The 14,603-nt window shown below is 36.8% G+C and carries 14 protein-coding genes; 7 read left to right on the plus strand and 7 right to left on the minus strand.

Annotation, left to right across the window (positions count from 1 at the left end):
• The first annotated feature begins 11 nt into the window (after positions 1 to 11).
• Genes holA through J0M37_10690 form a run of 3 tightly spaced genes read left to right on the plus strand, consistent with a single transcriptional unit; the run spans position 12 to position 2,610 of the window.
• Positions 12 to 1,013, plus strand: a complete 1,002-nt coding sequence (holA, locus tag J0M37_10680) for a DNA polymerase III subunit delta (GenBank protein ID MBN8585551.1) — start codon at positions 12 to 14, stop codon at positions 1,011 to 1,013.
• A 55-nt stretch (positions 1,014 to 1,068) separates the two neighbouring features.
• Entirely contained in the window at positions 1,069 to 1,674 is a 606-nt protein-coding gene (locus J0M37_10685; GenBank protein ID MBN8585552.1) for a sigma-70 family RNA polymerase sigma factor, read from the plus strand.
• Positions 1,675 to 1,710: 36 nt separating this feature from the next.
• A complete protein-coding gene (locus tag J0M37_10690) occupies positions 1,711 to 2,610 on the plus strand; it encodes a hypothetical protein (protein ID MBN8585553.1) in 900 nt (299 codons plus the stop codon).
• A gap of 78 nt (positions 2,611 to 2,688) precedes the next feature.
• Here J0M37_10690 and clpP read toward each other — a convergent pair whose 3' ends face one another.
• On the minus strand, positions 2,689 to 3,348 hold the full coding sequence (gene clpP, locus J0M37_10695) for an ATP-dependent Clp endopeptidase proteolytic subunit ClpP (protein ID MBN8585554.1): 660 nt from the start codon (positions 3,346 to 3,348) through the stop codon (positions 2,689 to 2,691).
• 47 nt (positions 3,349 to 3,395) lie between these two features.
• A complete protein-coding gene (gene tig, locus J0M37_10700; GenBank protein MBN8585555.1) occupies positions 3,396 to 4,748 on the minus strand; it encodes a trigger factor in 1,353 nt (450 codons plus the stop codon).
• Positions 4,749 to 4,877: 129 nt separating this feature from the next.
• On the opposite strand from tig, the gene J0M37_10705 reads away from it, so the two are divergent.
• The 3 genes from J0M37_10705 to J0M37_10715 all read left to right on the plus strand — a co-directional run bounded on the left by J0M37_10705 (position 4,878) and on the right by J0M37_10715 (position 7,537).
• Entirely contained in the window at positions 4,878 to 6,062 is a 1,185-nt protein-coding gene (locus tag J0M37_10705; protein ID MBN8585556.1) for an anhydro-N-acetylmuramic acid kinase, read from the plus strand.
• Between the two features lie 270 nt (positions 6,063 to 6,332).
• Positions 6,333 to 7,055 carry an SDR family oxidoreductase gene (locus J0M37_10710; GenBank protein MBN8585557.1) on the plus strand — a complete coding sequence of 241 codons (723 nt, stop codon included), beginning with the start codon at positions 6,333 to 6,335 and terminating at the stop codon, positions 7,053 to 7,055.
• A 98-nt stretch (positions 7,056 to 7,153) separates the two neighbouring features.
• The gene (locus tag J0M37_10715; GenBank protein ID MBN8585558.1) at positions 7,154 to 7,537 is read left to right on the plus strand and encodes an endonuclease domain-containing protein; all 384 of its coding nucleotides are present in this window, start codon (positions 7,154 to 7,156) and stop codon (positions 7,535 to 7,537) included.
• 99 nt (positions 7,538 to 7,636) lie between these two features.
• Here the strand turns inward: J0M37_10715 and J0M37_10720 are convergent, their stop codons facing one another.
• The 5 genes from J0M37_10720 to J0M37_10740 all read right to left on the minus strand — a co-directional run bounded on the left by J0M37_10720 (position 7,637) and on the right by J0M37_10740 (position 12,512).
• Positions 7,637 to 8,584: a hypothetical protein gene (locus J0M37_10720; protein ID MBN8585559.1), complete on the minus strand. Its 948-nt coding sequence runs from the start codon at positions 8,582 to 8,584 to the stop codon at positions 7,637 to 7,639.
• A 140-nt stretch (positions 8,585 to 8,724) separates the two neighbouring features.
• The gene (locus J0M37_10725) at positions 8,725 to 9,885 is read right to left on the minus strand and encodes a pyridoxal phosphate-dependent aminotransferase (GenBank protein MBN8585560.1); all 1,161 of its coding nucleotides are present in this window, start codon (positions 9,883 to 9,885) and stop codon (positions 8,725 to 8,727) included.
• A gap of 61 nt (positions 9,886 to 9,946) precedes the next feature.
• Complete coding sequence (locus J0M37_10730; GenBank protein MBN8585561.1) at positions 9,947 to 10,660, minus strand: ABC transporter ATP-binding protein; 714 nt, start codon at positions 10,658 to 10,660, stop codon at positions 9,947 to 9,949.
• Positions 10,661 to 10,662: 2 nt separating this feature from the next.
• Positions 10,663 to 11,424, minus strand: coding sequence for an ABC transporter ATP-binding protein (locus tag J0M37_10735; GenBank protein ID MBN8585562.1), 762 nt, complete (start codon positions 11,422 to 11,424; stop codon positions 10,663 to 10,665).
• Positions 11,425 to 11,450: 26 nt separating this feature from the next.
• Positions 11,451 to 12,512 (minus strand): branched-chain amino acid ABC transporter permease, encoded by a 1,062-nt coding sequence (locus tag J0M37_10740; protein MBN8585563.1) that lies wholly within the window; start codon positions 12,510 to 12,512, stop codon positions 11,451 to 11,453.
• 666 nt (positions 12,513 to 13,178) lie between these two features.
• On the opposite strand from J0M37_10740, the gene J0M37_10745 reads away from it, so the two are divergent.
• Positions 13,179 to 14,588, plus strand: a complete 1,410-nt coding sequence (locus J0M37_10745) for a TolC family protein (protein ID MBN8585564.1) — start codon at positions 13,179 to 13,181, stop codon at positions 14,586 to 14,588.
• The last annotated feature ends 15 nt before the right edge of the window (positions 14,589 to 14,603 follow it).

Raw genomic sequence — 14,603 nt, forward strand, 5'->3', positions numbered from 1 at the left:
TAAGGCTCTAAATGCGTACATTCCAGGATTTCCGTAATGAGGTTTCATCAGGGAAGCTGAAGAATGTATATTATATTGCATCAATTGATAATTATTTTTTATCAAAGGCAGGCGAAATTTTAAGGGAGAAGCTCTTTGGCTCGAAAGAAAACAAAGAGAACTTCTTCCTTAAATATGCCGATGAAACCCCTATGCAGGAATTGTTCGATCTAACCTCAGGCGGAGCTTCGCTTTTTTCAGCGCAAAAACTTGTAATTGTTAAGCGATGCGAAAAATACTCGAGAAAGCTAAGTGAATTCATAGAAAGAACAAAAGAAAAAGCAGAGGATTCCTATATCCTTTATGCTTTTGATACTTCATTCGTTATTGAAAAAAAGCTGCATGAGATCAAAGGTATAGAGTTTTATGATTTTTCAGACCTTCCTCAAAGAGAACTGTATGACTGGGTTAAGCAGGAGTTCGAATCATATAATATTAAGATAAATAATGATGCATTGGACCTTTTTATCACTTCAGTGCCTTCATCATTTGATCTGCTGAGCACTGAAATTGAAAAGATAAGTAATTATGACTTTGAGGGAAAAGAACCCGTATTAACAAAAGAGATAATTCTGCAATTTATTGGTTATGACAGGGAATATTCTCCGGATGAGTTAATGACAGCGATCGTAAATAAAGATCAAAACAGGGCGTTTTCTATACTTAATAATTTGCTTAATTCTAAAGCTTTAAATGAAGTATATTTACTTTCGACGGTAAGTAATTATTATATGGACCTATTTTCTTTTAAAACACAAGGCCTAGATACGATGGATAGCAGGACTTTATACCAGAGGTATAAAATGTGGGGTGACAGAGTAAAATTCGCAAAAAATTACCATAAACTGCTAAATATCAGCTCATTAGAGCATTCATTTGCGAAGATACTGGAAACCGATAAAAAGCTGAAAACAAGCATGTTAGACCCTAAAATCCTGATGACTTCACTTGTAGAAGAGCTGATAAATGCTTAAAATTATAAAAAGCGGAACAAAAAACCAAATTTTTCGTTAAATAAATAGGATACAGATGGCGCCTTCGCAAGAAGGAAAAAATATAAAAAAACTGACTGATGAAGAGCTTATCTTCCGGTTTCAGCAAGGCGAAATTGAAGCCTACAATGAGATAGTAGCGCGTTATAAAGACAGACTGACGAACTACATTTACCGCTATGTAGGCAACTATGATGAGTGTGATGATATTGTTCAGGATACTTTTGTTAAGGTCTATGTATCAAAACATCTGTACAAGGAAATTGCAAAGTTTTCAACATGGATATACACGATTGCAATTAACCTGGCAAAAACAAAGGTTGTAAAGCAGCAAAAATATAAAACTTTCTCTATCAGCGATGTTTATAATGATGAGAACAAAGATTTTGACCTGCCCGATGAGGCTTACGGCGGTCCCGAAGTTGACGCAAATTCAAAGTTTTTAAGCGCTCATATACAAAAAGCGCTTGAGCAGATTAACGAAAATTACAGGGAACTAGTAATTTTAAGGGATATAGAAGATTTTTCATACGAAGAAATTGTTGATATGACCGGATTACCTATGGGAACTGTGAAATCAAGGATCAACAGGGGCAGAGAAAAGCTGCAGGAGCTCCTGAAAGATATTTATAAAGAAGAATAAAAAAAGGAATCGACCATCTCCTATAAAGGAGGAAAAATGTTACAGGACGACGAAAAATATAAAGCATTACGAGACCAGCTCAGAACACTTCCGCGCGTTAAGGCAAAGCATGATTTTGAGGACCGTCTTATGCGCAGGTTAAAAGAAGCTGAAAATCCGGCACGGTTAACCAATATGGTCAACCAGCCTGTGTACAAGCATCAGCCTGAAAAAAAGAGCTGGTTTGAAAGCCTGTTCAGGCCTTCATTTGTGCCTGCGCTTGGTTTAACTGTAGTTCTTCTTGTAGCTGTAGTTGTTTATTTCGGGTATTTTTCAAAAATGAACAGTTCTGATACTTCAACAACACGCCAATTTGTTACATCAACAAACCAGGGTGATCTTATCATATATGTTAAGAAGGACGGTGAAGATATCAGCAGTAATTACCCGAAGGAATACAGCGCAGTAGAGCCGGGTGAAACCAGATCAGGGGATTATGCTCCTGCACCGGTTGAAACTACATCTGATTTTTACGCAAAACCGGATCCTACCAGGACCGTTGCACCTGAGATAAAACCTGACAGGGTAAGTGAAGAACAAAAGATAGAAATGCAGAGATCTTTTGATAAGGATATGGAAAAAGGTGTTGATACCAAGGGCGAAAGAAAACATGACGGGATCATGAAAAAAGAATCTAAGAGTGATTTTAATTCTGAAACCAAGGGAATGGAAAAGAAAGAATCCACGGAGCCAAAGAAAAAAGTTTCTGATGAAAAAAAGAATATTCTTATTGATGAAGAAAATGATGATGTTGTAAAACAAAAGGTCAATGAACCGTCTAAGGAAAATAAGACTGAAGATAACCTTGGAAGGATCAGCAGGGCAACTAAGAAAGATTCCACTCAAAATAAATCAGACAGCGAAGCTGAAGAAAAAGAAACTATAAAGCAGAAGTAATTATCAACAGGATTTTGAACAATAAAAAAGGATACTTAAAATTAAGTATCCTTTTTTATTTATAGTATGTCCGCTAATCTATTTTTTATCAACAATTCTTTTTTCAAGAATGTTATCAATAAGCCCGTAAGCTTTAGCTTCTTCGGCAGTCATGAAATTATCCCTGTCACAGTCTCGTTTAATTGTCTCAAAATCCTTTCCTGTATGCCTTGAAAGAATATTGTACAGTGCGTCGCGGGTCTTTATCATTTCTTTGGTGTAAATTTCAATATCAGTTGCCTGACCCTGTGTGCCGCCTAAAGGCTGGTGTATCATTATCTTTGAGTGGGGAAGTGATGTTCTTTTGCCTGCAGTACCGCCCGCAAGAAGAACAGCGCCCATTGATGCAGCCATTCCCGTGCAGATAGTTGCTACAGTTGGTTTGATATACTGCATTGTATCGTATATAGCAAGTCCAGCGCTGACGCTTCCGCCCGGTGAGTTTATGTAAAGCATCACGTCCTTATCAGCATCTTCAGATTCCAGGAATAACAGCTGAGCAATTACTAAGCTTGCAGTATGGTCATCAACCGGGAAGCCAAGGAAAATTATCCTTTCCCTTAACAGCCTTGAATAGATATCCATACCTCTTTCACCCCTGGCAGTCTGTTCTACTACCATAGGTACAAGCTGGTTCGCAATATTGAGGCCTTTTTCAATTTCCAGCTTATTGCCGGATATGATCTTCTGATAATTCATTTATTTCCTTCTAATTAGTGAATTATTTAGAGTAAAAACTTTTTTATTTATTCAGTTTTCTTTTTTCTTGGCTTTTTGGGTTTTGCTTCTTTTTTCTTTTCATCTCCGTGGTCATGTTCGCCGCCATCATCATGTGAATGATCGTGTCTTTCTACATCCTTTATCTTTGCATTTTCTATCAAAAAGTTCATCAGCTTATCATCCAAGACCCTGTATTTTACATCAGGATTGTTTTCATAAACTGCTTTTATCTTTTCAACAGGCAGGTTGTATTTCTTAGCATCAGCTTCGATCACAGGCTCAAGATCTTTATCGGTAACTTCGATCTTTTCCATTTCTATGATCTTATCTCTTATCAGGTACCATTTTACCTGCAGGATAGCATCAGCGCGTTTTGTTTTCCTGTATTCTTCTTCATCAAATTCTTTGGGAAGCTGGCGCTTTGGATTCTGGTTCTTTACATCTTCAATGTATGAATTCAGAATATTTTCAACCAGTGCATCAGGAACAGGTATCTCATTTAACTTAATCAATTCGCTGACAATATTGTTCCTTATTTCCTGGTCAGCAATATTCTTATAAATCCCTTCAAGCTCTTTTTTAACTTTTCCTCTGAATTCTTCAGTGGTCTTAATTTCTTCATCTTTGTAAATGCTTTTGAAGAAGTCTTCGTTTAGCTCAGGGAAAATTACTTTATCGACCTTTTTGCAAAGTACCTTATATTTTTCAATAGTTCCTTCTTCCTGTCCCGGCAGGTTCAGAATTCTTTCTTCGCCAACAGAGATCTCTGCAAGCTGTTCTTTGAATTCCTTGTTGATCTGCGGATCGTTAAGGTAAAACCTCACATCTTTATCGCTTTGGCCGATAATTTCAGTGCCGGTTTCATCAAGCTTCTGCACATCCATTGTCAGTGAAAATTCATCACCATCTGCTTTAGGAGCATCTTCATATGTAACATGTTTTGACTGCAGGTATTTTACTTCATCATCCACCATTTTTTCATCAACATTATGGATGGTTCTGTTTACTTCAACACCTTTATAATCAGCAAGCTCAAACTCTGGCTTGATCTCATATTTTATTTTAAATTTAAATAGCTGCTTGGCTTCATAATCCATATCCACCATTTGCGCTTCACCAAGCGGGTGGACGTGGTTCTCATCCAGGTAATTTTTGTAAACATCATTAGCCACATCTTCCAGGGAAGCCTGTTCTATCATATCGCCGTACATGCGTTTTATCATTGAAACGGGGGCTTTTCCTTTACGAAAACCCGGGATTTCAGCCTTTTTTTGATATTTTTGAAAAGCTTTTTCAAAATGGGGAGCAAGATCTGCGTATGTTAACTCGAACTCAACTTCCTGTTTTACAGCATCAATTTTATTTATCTTAAATTCCATATTTTCAGTTTAATTAATCAGCAAATATAGCTTTTATCAAATTTTCGAACAATGATAAAATATTAAAACATGGCTATAATTGATAAATGTATGGTTTATTCATCATTTTATGGATAAATTTGAAGCATTATGAACAAAAAGCTTATCAATTTACTCAGGAAAAATAAAAGAACAGTAATCGGTCTGCTTTCCGGTACTTCTGTTGACGCAATAGATGCGGTTTTATTGCAAATTACAGGCAGCGGAGCTGGTACAAGGGTTAAAATTATGGATTTTATTGAACATCCGGTTCCCCAAAATGTCAGACTTGAAATTTTTAAGAATTCCGCTAAAAATACGGCAAGAATTGAAGGAATTACCAGGCTGAATGTAATAATGGGTGCTTTATTTGCAGATGCTGTTCTGAAGATATTGAAACGGAATAAGTTACTTTCAAATAATATCGATCTTATCGGTTCTCATGGGCAGACTATTCACCACCTTCCTGAAAAAAAGAATTATTGCGGGTATAGAGTCAAATCCACGCTGCAAATTGGCGATCCCGCAATTATTGCGAATTTAACCGGTATTACTACCGTGGGTGATTTCAGGATAGCTGATTGCGCTGTTGATGGTGATGGTGCGCCTCTTGTTCCGTACCTCGATCATATTTTATTCACCCACAAAAGCAAAAACCGTGCATTACTTAATATCGGGGGTATTTCAAATATTACTATATTGAAAAAAAACTCAGCCAAACGAGATGTTTTTGCTTTTGATACAGGTCCCGGAAACATGATAATTGACGGCTTGATGTACCATTTGTTCAAAAAGAAATTTGATAAAAACAGCTCAACTGCCTTAATGGGTAAAGTAAATACGGAATTATTTAATTATCTGATAAAAGATAAGGGCTATTCAAGCCCGCCGCCAAAATCAACGGGCAGAGAGCATTACGGCGCAGAATTTCAGTTAAAACTTCTGAAAAAATTCAAAGGGATAAACAAATTTGATATTATCAGAACAGTAACGGAATTCACTGCATATTCGATCTGGTATAACTACCGCAATTATATCGAAACCGAATGCAAAATAAATGAGCTTATTGTAAGCGGGGGCGGAGCGGAAAATCCTTTAATAATGAGAAGCTTAAAGAATTATTTTAAAGGAGTTAATGTCTGCAGGCTTAAAGCCGGGGGAATCAATTCAAAAAATAAAGAAGCTGTACTTTTTGCCGTACTTGCAAATGAGTGTATTAACGGTAATCCCGCAAATATGAACCGCGTTACCGGCTCAACCAAAGATGTTATTTTAGGAAAGATATGCCAGGCATGAGATAAAGACAGTGACACAGGCATTTTGAGAATGCATTCATGCAATGAAAGTATTTATCTTTATCTGAATTCATTTTCTTTACCTTTTTAAATTACGGAAAGTGGATTAGTCATAGTTGCCACGACCTTTAGGTCGTGGACCCTGGACAGCATCTCAAGGGGCTTCAGCCCCTAAAAAATTGAAAATCAGTTAGCGGCTAAAGCCGTTAAAAGGTCAGTAAATATATCCACGACCTAAAGGTCGTGGCAATTAAAATTCCACCATAACATTATGTATAAAGATAAAATAGCGATTGTAACAGGCGGTACAGGAGCGTTGGGCAGGGTTATTGTAAATCATTTTGCTGCACAGGGTATGAAAGTGTATGTACCGGTTCGCTCTATGCCTGAATTTATGAAAGTGTTTGAACAAACAGATGAAACTGAATTCAAAGGATTGCCCAAACGATATGGCTTGCCATGTGACGCATCAAATGAAATTGAAGTGAAGGAATTTTGCGATAACGTGGTAAAACAGGAAAAAAGAATAGATTTCCTCGTAAATACTGTTGGCGGTTACCACCCAAAACGAAGTGTGACAGATACTGATAAGGAGTTTATCGAACAGCAGCTTATGCTGAACTTTTATACTATGTTTTTTTTTACAAAACATGCGCTAAGTTATTTTAAAATGAGTAACTTCGGGCGGGTCGTTTCAGTTGGCGCAAAGCCCGCAGTTGAAACAACTGCCGGCAAGTTTGCTTATAGCTTCAGTAAAGGGGGAGTTGTAAACTTAATGTTAACTCTTGCCGAAGAACATAAGGCTGATAATATCACTTTCAATACTATTATCCCAAGTGTTATTGATACTCCCGCCAACCGCGAAAGCATGCAGAACCAGGATTTTTCCACTTGGGTAACTCCTTTGGAAATTGCTGAAACATGCCTTTTTTTGATGGGTGATGGAGCAAAATCTTATCGCGGGAATGTAATTAAGATGTATGGGAGAGTGTAATTTAGAGAATATATAGCTCCCCTCCTGTTTTTAGGAGGGGAAGAGTCCCGCTGAAAGCGGGACTAGGGGTGGTTATATTTTTATTATCAAATAGAGAAATGCGCAAAAACCAGTTACACAATATTGATAAGTTAAGAGATAGAAGAAAAGAACTACGTTCCAATCTAACACCCGCAGAAGCATTTTTGTGGAAATATCTTAAGAACAGTCAGCTTGAAGGCAGAAAATTCAGAAGGCAGCATAGTTTTGGAAAATTTGTGATTGACTTTTATTGTTCTACCCAGAAACTAGGAGTGGAACTTGATGGTATGTATCATTTTACTGAAGAACAAATAAAATATGATGCTGAAAGGAGTGAATATATGAATTCGTTGGGAATAAGGATAATACGATTTGAAAATGCAGAAGTGTTTGAGAAAACTGATGAAGTGTTGATTAAAATCAAAGATTGTTTTAGAAGCAACCACCCCGTCACTTCGTGACACCCCTCCTAAAAACAGGAGGGGAGCTTATATTATCTGATGTTTTTAAATTATTGTATTTACATAAGGAAATAAAAAAAATACTGAATCCGCAAACGGTTAATACTTATAATTTATCTGTAATATCTTCAGCTTTTTATCCTTTGTTGTGACATAAATATATTTACCGTCCACAACAGCTATCCTGTTCACCTTATCTGAAAACTTATAATTCCCGGCGAAGTAATATGATTTAGGAGCATCGTTATAGAACCCTTCTATGCTTTTATCATCAGCTACCCATACATAAAAATTCGATGCAATTACCTGGTGTGAATTCCTTCTGCCAAAAAGGTTGAATTGCCATTCGGGATTAGGAAGCTTTGATATATCTAATACCTGCACACCTGACGAACCCTGTGGAATATAAGCCAGGTTACCATCTATAAAAGGCTCGAAAAAGCTGCCGCCTGAAGTGTATGTACCGATTATCGGTAATGCTGATTTATCATTCAAGCCTATGATTGTCAAGTGACCAAGCGAACTTGATACATAAGCTATATTATTTGATACTGCAATTCCGCTTGCGCTGAAAGGTATAATCTGTGTATTCTTATAAACAGGGAAGTCAGCAATATTAACGTCATATACCTGCAGCCCGGCATCTTCATTGATTGCATACAGGTAGCCGTTATCTATTACAATTTTTGTAACTCTGCCGTTTGTCAGTATCTGCGTTTTTTTCTTTAGGGGTGATTTTGTCATGTCATATACTGCAATTTCATTTGCAAACAGCGCATAACAATAATGTCCGATGAAAGCTATACTTTTTGTACCGGCAAATTCTTTGATCTCAGAAATAGTGGGGCTGTATGGATCCCTAATTGATACTGGATAAACCGCTATTGGAGTTAAAACATAAGCATTATCATATAACACAATATCGAAAGGTTCGCTTGTGAACTCAAATGTGTTGATGAGGTCTAAATTTACCTGTCCGCTGCGGGAATGATTAAATAAAGGCGCTAAAATGAAAACTATTAAAACGGCTAAGAGAGCATTTTTCATAATATTTTCTGTTTAGGTATTGTACAAATTTGCTTAAAAATACAATTATTTCAAATAGCAGATAATTGTATATTTTGTAACAAATTGTAAAAACAAAAAACCCTCCGTTATCAAACGGAGGGTTAGAAAAACCGGATTATTTATGCTAAAACTGCTTTTATCCTTTTAATTGCTTCGTTGATATTTTCAACAGAGTTTGCGTATGAAAACCTGATATATCCTTCGCCGTATGCGCCGAATGAAGTGCCTGAAAGGCAGGCTACGCCTGCTTCATATAATAATTTGTCAGCAAGCTCTTTTGATTTATAACCTGTTCCTGTAATATTCGGGAATGCATAAAAAGCGCCATCCGGCATTGAACAGTTAAAACCTTTAATTGAGTTCAGACCTTCAACTATGATATGCCTTCTTCTGTCAAATTCTGCTACTATAGCGTCAACAGCATCCTGCGGACCCGTTAATGCTTCGATGCAGCCTTTTTGTACGAAAGCATTGTTGCATGAATTACTGTTTACCATAAGCTTGGTAATAACAGGGGCAAGCTCGGTATTCATTATACCGTAACCGGCTCTCCAGCCTGTCATAGCGTATGTTTTTGAAAAACCGTCAAGAATAATAGTTCTATCTTTATACCCTGGCAGCTTTGTAATTGAAAATGATTCAGCTCCATCGTAACAGATCCTTGAATAAATTTCATCTGAAAGAACCATACAATCCCTGTTCTTAAGAATTTCAGCAATAGCTTCAATATCTTTTCTGGGAATGGTTTTACCGGTAGGATTGCCAGGTGTATTTATTATCACAAGCCTGGTTTTTTCGTTAACCTTGCTCTCAAAATCCTTCAGGTCAATATTAAAATTATTTTCCTGGGTTAAAGGCATAGGAACAGCCTTCGCACCGGTGAAATTTATCATGGATTCATATATCGGGAAGCCCGGGTTTGGATACATAGCTTCATCACCATGCTGTAATAAAGCAAGTATTACAAAGAACATAATTGGCTTTGCGCCCGGTGTCATAACTACATTATCAGCGGTAAAATCAACACCGCGGGTTCTTGATACATACTCAGCTATTACTTTTCTAAGCTCAGGCGTTCCCGCAGCACCGGTATAATGTGTATCGCCGGCCTGTATAGATCTTACTGCGGCATCGCATATATTTTTCGGGGTAGGGAAGTCAGGTTCACCTATCTGTAAATGAATAATGTTTTTTCCTTCAGCTTCTAGAGCTTTTGCTTTTGCAAGGACTTCGAATGCTGTTTCTGTTCCCAGTCTGGATATTCCGTCAGCGAATTTCATTGTTATATATATTTAATTTTTTTGAATAGGATTTAATAAGAAAATTCCTTTTAAACTTTTATTATGCTTCACCCAGGTATGCTTTGCGGACCTCCGGGTTTGATTCAAGCTCTTTTGCAGGACCTTCCAGGATTATGTTACCTGTTTCAATTACATAACCGTAATCAGCAACACTCAATGCCAGATTTGCATTCTGCTCAACCAGCAGAATTGTCATACCCAGGGTTTTATTGATCTCGACGATTTTTTCAAATATTGTCTTTGTAAGCAAAGGAGCAATTCCCAATGAAGGCTCATCAAGCAGAAGCATTTTGGGTTTTGACATTAATGCCCTGGATATCGCAAGCATTTGCTGCTCACCGCCTGAAAGTGTTCCGCCGGGCTGTTTAATTCTTTCTTTGAGCCTGGGGAAAATTGAAAATATCAGGTCAAGATCAGAAGCAAAATTCTGTTTATCTTTGCGCAGGTATGCGCCCATATCAAGATTTTCCTTCACAGTCAGGTTGGCAAATATCAACCTTCCTTCCGGCACCTGGCAAAGCCCCTTTTCCACAATTTTATGGGCTGGAAGGTTAGTAATTTCCTCTCCCATATAAATAATTTTGCTTCCTTCGGCTGCCTTTACGATACTTGAAATTGCTCTTAGAGTCGTAGTTTTACCCGCTCCGTTAGCGCCAATTAATGTAATAATTGATTTTTCAGGAACGTTTATTGAAAGTCCCTTAATAGCGTTAATTGCTCCGTAATTTACATGCAGGTTTTCTACTTTTAACATCTTTATTTAGCTGGTTGCCCTAGATAAGCTTCAATCACCTTTGGATCGCTTTGAATTTCAGCCGGTTTACCTTCGGCAATTTTTTTACCGTAATCAATTACGTATATTCTTTCACATATTCCCATGACCACATTCATATCATGCTCAACAAGTAATATTGAAATATTGAATTTATCTTTTACTGTTTGTATTAAATGCATTAGGTCCTTTTTCTCTGAAGGATTCATACCGGCTGCAGGCTCATCAAGCAGAAGAAGCTTTGGCTTTGTTGCCAGAGCGCGTACTATTTCAAGCTTTCGCTGGTCGCCGTAAGGCAGGTTCTTGGCATATTCGTCCGCATCAACATGCAGGTCAAACATCTCCAGCAGCTCATGGATTTCTTTATCAATTGCCTTTTCTTCATCATGATAGCTTTTTAGCTGGAATACAGAACTCCAAAGCTTTGCCTTGCAGCTGTTATTATATGAAACCCTCACATTATCTTTAACTGAAAGGCTTTGACATAGCCTTATATTCTGGAAAGTTCTCGCAATGCCTTTATGGGTTACTTCAAAAGGTTTCAGCTGAACAATACTTTCACCATTGAACAGAACGTCGCCTTCAGTTGGATCATACACCCCGGTAATAATATTGAATACCGTTGTTTTGCCCGCGCCGTTAGGTCCAATAAGCCCAACAAGCTCATTCTGCCTTACAACAGCATCCAGCGAATCAACTGCTGTCAATCCTCCGAATCTTATAGTGCAATTCTTTAACGTCAGTATATCCAATTATTATCAGTGTAATTAATTTAATCTTTTAATGTAACATCAGGAGGCTGCTCAGGTGTGATCTTTTTGGCTTTACGCTCAAGTTTTAAGCCAAATAACCCCTGTGGTCTCAGCAGCATCATAATTATAAGCAGCAGGGCATAAATTATCATTCTGTATTGCTGTACATCCCTTAATAATTCAGGCAGTACAGTTAAAACAATAGCGGCAATAACAACGCCGGGTGTGCTTCCCATTCCCCCTAAGATTACCATTGCTACTATTTCAACTGAGCGCAGGAAGTTAAAATCTTCGGGATTAATATACTGCAGGAAGTGGGCATATAAGCCGCCTGCTACACCAGCAAAAAACGCGCCGATTATAAATGCTGTAACTTTGAATTTAGTTGTATTTATACCCATTGCTTCGGCGGCTATTTCGTCATCTTTTACAGCGATAAAGCCCCTGCCATAGGTTGATTTCATCAGGTTAGTAATACCGAATATTATTAATGCTACAACTAAAAATGCCCAGAAAAAATCTGTGTATTTAGGGATATCATAAAATTTGTATGCAACATTGCTAAGCTCCGGAACCATCTCAAGGCTTCTTACGCCGTTATCATAAATATATACACCGCGGAATCCCTGTGAAGCGCCAATGACATTTAAGTTCTGAATAATAACCCTGATTATTTCACTGAATCCAAGTGTAGTAATTGCAAGATAATCTCCTTTAAGCCTAAGCGAAGGAACTCCAACTATTATTCCGGCAAATGCTGCCCCAGCTCCGCCTACGAGTAAGACAAAAATGAACCATAATGATCTGCCCAGAACTCCATCACCTAATACAGAAAGTAATGCAGGTGCAAAATAAGTGCTGAGCGCTGCAGAAACATATGCTCCAATTGCCATAAAACCGGCGTGACCCAAAGAAAATTGACCTGTATAACCGTTAATTAAATTAAGGCTGGCTGCAAGTACAATGTTAATTCCGCAATAAATTATTATCTGGTAGTAATAAGAGTTTATGGAACCTGAAAGTAAGTTAACTCCAAAAATCACAGCTATGGAAATCAGTAACAGTATCTTGGTATTCTTCACTTAATCCCTTAAAAAATGAATGAAATTAACTTTACATATATACAAAATTAAGGGTTTTTAGGTCATTTTCAAGGTGTTAATTCAATCGAATGGCTTTATAAGTGAAACTAAATCCAATTTTTACAGGTTATTGATTTTGACATTGTTTTGATTCATAGAAATGGTTAACTTTACGTTGTGAAAAAAGCGTTCAAAAAATACTTTGTAGTTTTTTTGTCATTAATGCTGATTTTATCAAATTTTAGCTTTGCAACTCAATTAATGTTTTGCGAAATGACCGGAGATAGCAGCAGCTGTGAATGCAGTCACAAAGAACAAGTACGCTTCCGAGGAGTAAGCTTTACACAGGAAAACTCAAAATGCTGTGAGGAAAAAACCGCTGAACTTACAAATACAAATACACTTCTTAATCAGAATAATTCTCAGGAACACGACTCTTTTGTAAATATTTGTTTATATTATATATCTACAGTTGATCTTGATATCATAAACCATAGTTTATTTATTTATTCACCTCAGGACACTTACCATCCCGAAATTGACATACCGGTTTTTACATCTTCTCTTCTAATCTAAAATAATCTCGTTTCGATTCCAGGTTTTACTGCAGAATAATTTGTTATAAAATTATTTTATATATTTTTTTAAAATCGGAAATATGAGATCATGTCTAAATTCATTTTATTTGTTTCGGCAATATTTGCTTTAACGGGCTTCAAGGCATTTGCTCAAAACGGTTTTGATAACTACCTGAAAAAGGATTCAATTTACAGGTTCAATTCATCGTTAAAAGTCTTGGACTCACTTCTTAACACACGCTCACAAAATATCTTGAGCGACACCTCTTTTAATAACTCATTCGGAAAATCGGAAGTATTTTCTTTGAGCCAATTGCTGTTTGCAGCCGTAAATAATAACCCGGAACTGACAGCAATGCAAACTAAAATTGAAGCTTCCAATTCTCTTGCGGAAGCCAAAACATTTTTGCCTGACCCAATGTTTGAAATTGAACTTGATGATATTATGAGCGATTTTAACAGGGTAGGAATGATTAATTTTTTTGTTTCACAAATGTTCCCTTTCCCGGGCAAACTTGCTCTTGAAAAAAGATCAGTACTTGATGCAAAAGCAATGATGCAAAGTGAAAGGCTTTCAATGGCAATTGAAATTATGAATATGATTAAGATGAATTACTATGACCTTTACCTTGTTAATAAAAAGCTGCAGATCAATTACGATAACAGTCTGATTATGCAAACCTTTCTCGCATCTGCTGAGGCACAATATATGGTAGGCAAAGGTATGCAGCAGGAAGTTTTCAAATCTCAGGTAGAGATGTCACGCCTTCAGAATGAGGAGTTTGTTTTAAAGCAGCAAAGGAAAAATATATTTTCTGAACTGACAAAGCTTACAAAAATTGCAGTTGATGAAAAAACAAAAATTAATTTTTCCGATATTGACACTGATTATTTGATGAATGAAAGCAGTTTTAAGATTAATGAAATACAAAATTCCAGACTTATTGATTATGCATTCATTCACAGACCGGATATTAGAACCTTACAAAATAAGATCATTATGAATCAAACAGATCTTGAAATGGCTAAAATTGAACGATTACCTGATTTTAATATTAAACTTGGGTATAAAATACTGCCGTTTGAAGAGAGAAATGCTTTTGCATTTATGGTAGGAGTTAATATCCCTTTTGCGCCGTGGTCCAGCGGAAAATATGATTATGCAATACAAAGAAATGAAGTAATTATCAAAAGCACAGCTGATGAATTAAGCTTTAAAAAAAATGAGATTAAAAATGAGATTACAACTGTTGTCAATAATATGGCTGCTTTAAAAGAGACTATGAGATTTTACTTTAGTGTTCAATTGCCGCAAACAGAAAATACAATGAAGTCTGCGCAATATTCGTATGAAACCAATATGGGTGGGTTCCTCGACCTTCTTGATGCTTACAGGATGTACCAGGAATCAAGAATAATGTATTATGAATCGGTAACAATGTATCTTAAAATGATAGCCGAACTTGAAAAAGCTACAGGCTTAAATCTGAAAAATTAATGCTATAAATAAAAG

The sequence above is a fragment of the Ignavibacteria bacterium genome, from assembly GCA_017303675.1.
Taxonomy (GTDB): domain Bacteria; phylum Bacteroidota; class Ignavibacteria; order Tepidaquicellales; family OLB5; genus OLB5.

What these genes read in the sequence shown, in the direction of transcription:
- holA (MBN8585551.1), top strand. Translation starts at nt 12, where the DNA reads ATGCGTACATTCCAGGATTTCCGTAATGAGGTTTCATCAGGGAAGCTG.
- J0M37_10685 (MBN8585552.1), top strand. Translation starts at nt 1,069, where the DNA reads ATGGCGCCTTCGCAAGAAGGAAAAAATATAAAAAAACTGACTGATGAA.
- J0M37_10690 (MBN8585553.1), top strand. Translation starts at nt 1,711, where the DNA reads ATGTTACAGGACGACGAAAAATATAAAGCATTACGAGACCAGCTCAGA.
- clpP (MBN8585554.1), bottom strand. Translation starts at nt 3,348, where the DNA reads ATGAATTATCAGAAGATCATATCCGGCAATAAGCTGGAAATTGAAAAA.
- tig (MBN8585555.1), bottom strand. Translation starts at nt 4,748, where the DNA reads ATGGAATTTAAGATAAATAAAATTGATGCTGTAAAACAGGAAGTTGAG.
- J0M37_10705 (MBN8585556.1), top strand. Translation starts at nt 4,878, where the DNA reads ATGAACAAAAAGCTTATCAATTTACTCAGGAAAAATAAAAGAACAGTA.
- J0M37_10710 (MBN8585557.1), top strand. Translation starts at nt 6,333, where the DNA reads ATGTATAAAGATAAAATAGCGATTGTAACAGGCGGTACAGGAGCGTTG.
- J0M37_10715 (MBN8585558.1), top strand. Translation starts at nt 7,154, where the DNA reads ATGCGCAAAAACCAGTTACACAATATTGATAAGTTAAGAGATAGAAGA.
- J0M37_10720 (MBN8585559.1), bottom strand. Translation starts at nt 8,584, where the DNA reads ATGAAAAATGCTCTCTTAGCCGTTTTAATAGTTTTCATTTTAGCGCCT.
- J0M37_10725 (MBN8585560.1), bottom strand. Translation starts at nt 9,885, where the DNA reads ATGAAATTCGCTGACGGAATATCCAGACTGGGAACAGAAACAGCATTC.
- J0M37_10730 (MBN8585561.1), bottom strand. Translation starts at nt 10,660, where the DNA reads ATGTTAAAAGTAGAAAACCTGCATGTAAATTACGGAGCAATTAACGCT.
- J0M37_10745 (MBN8585564.1), top strand. Translation starts at nt 13,179, where the DNA reads ATGTCTAAATTCATTTTATTTGTTTCGGCAATATTTGCTTTAACGGGC.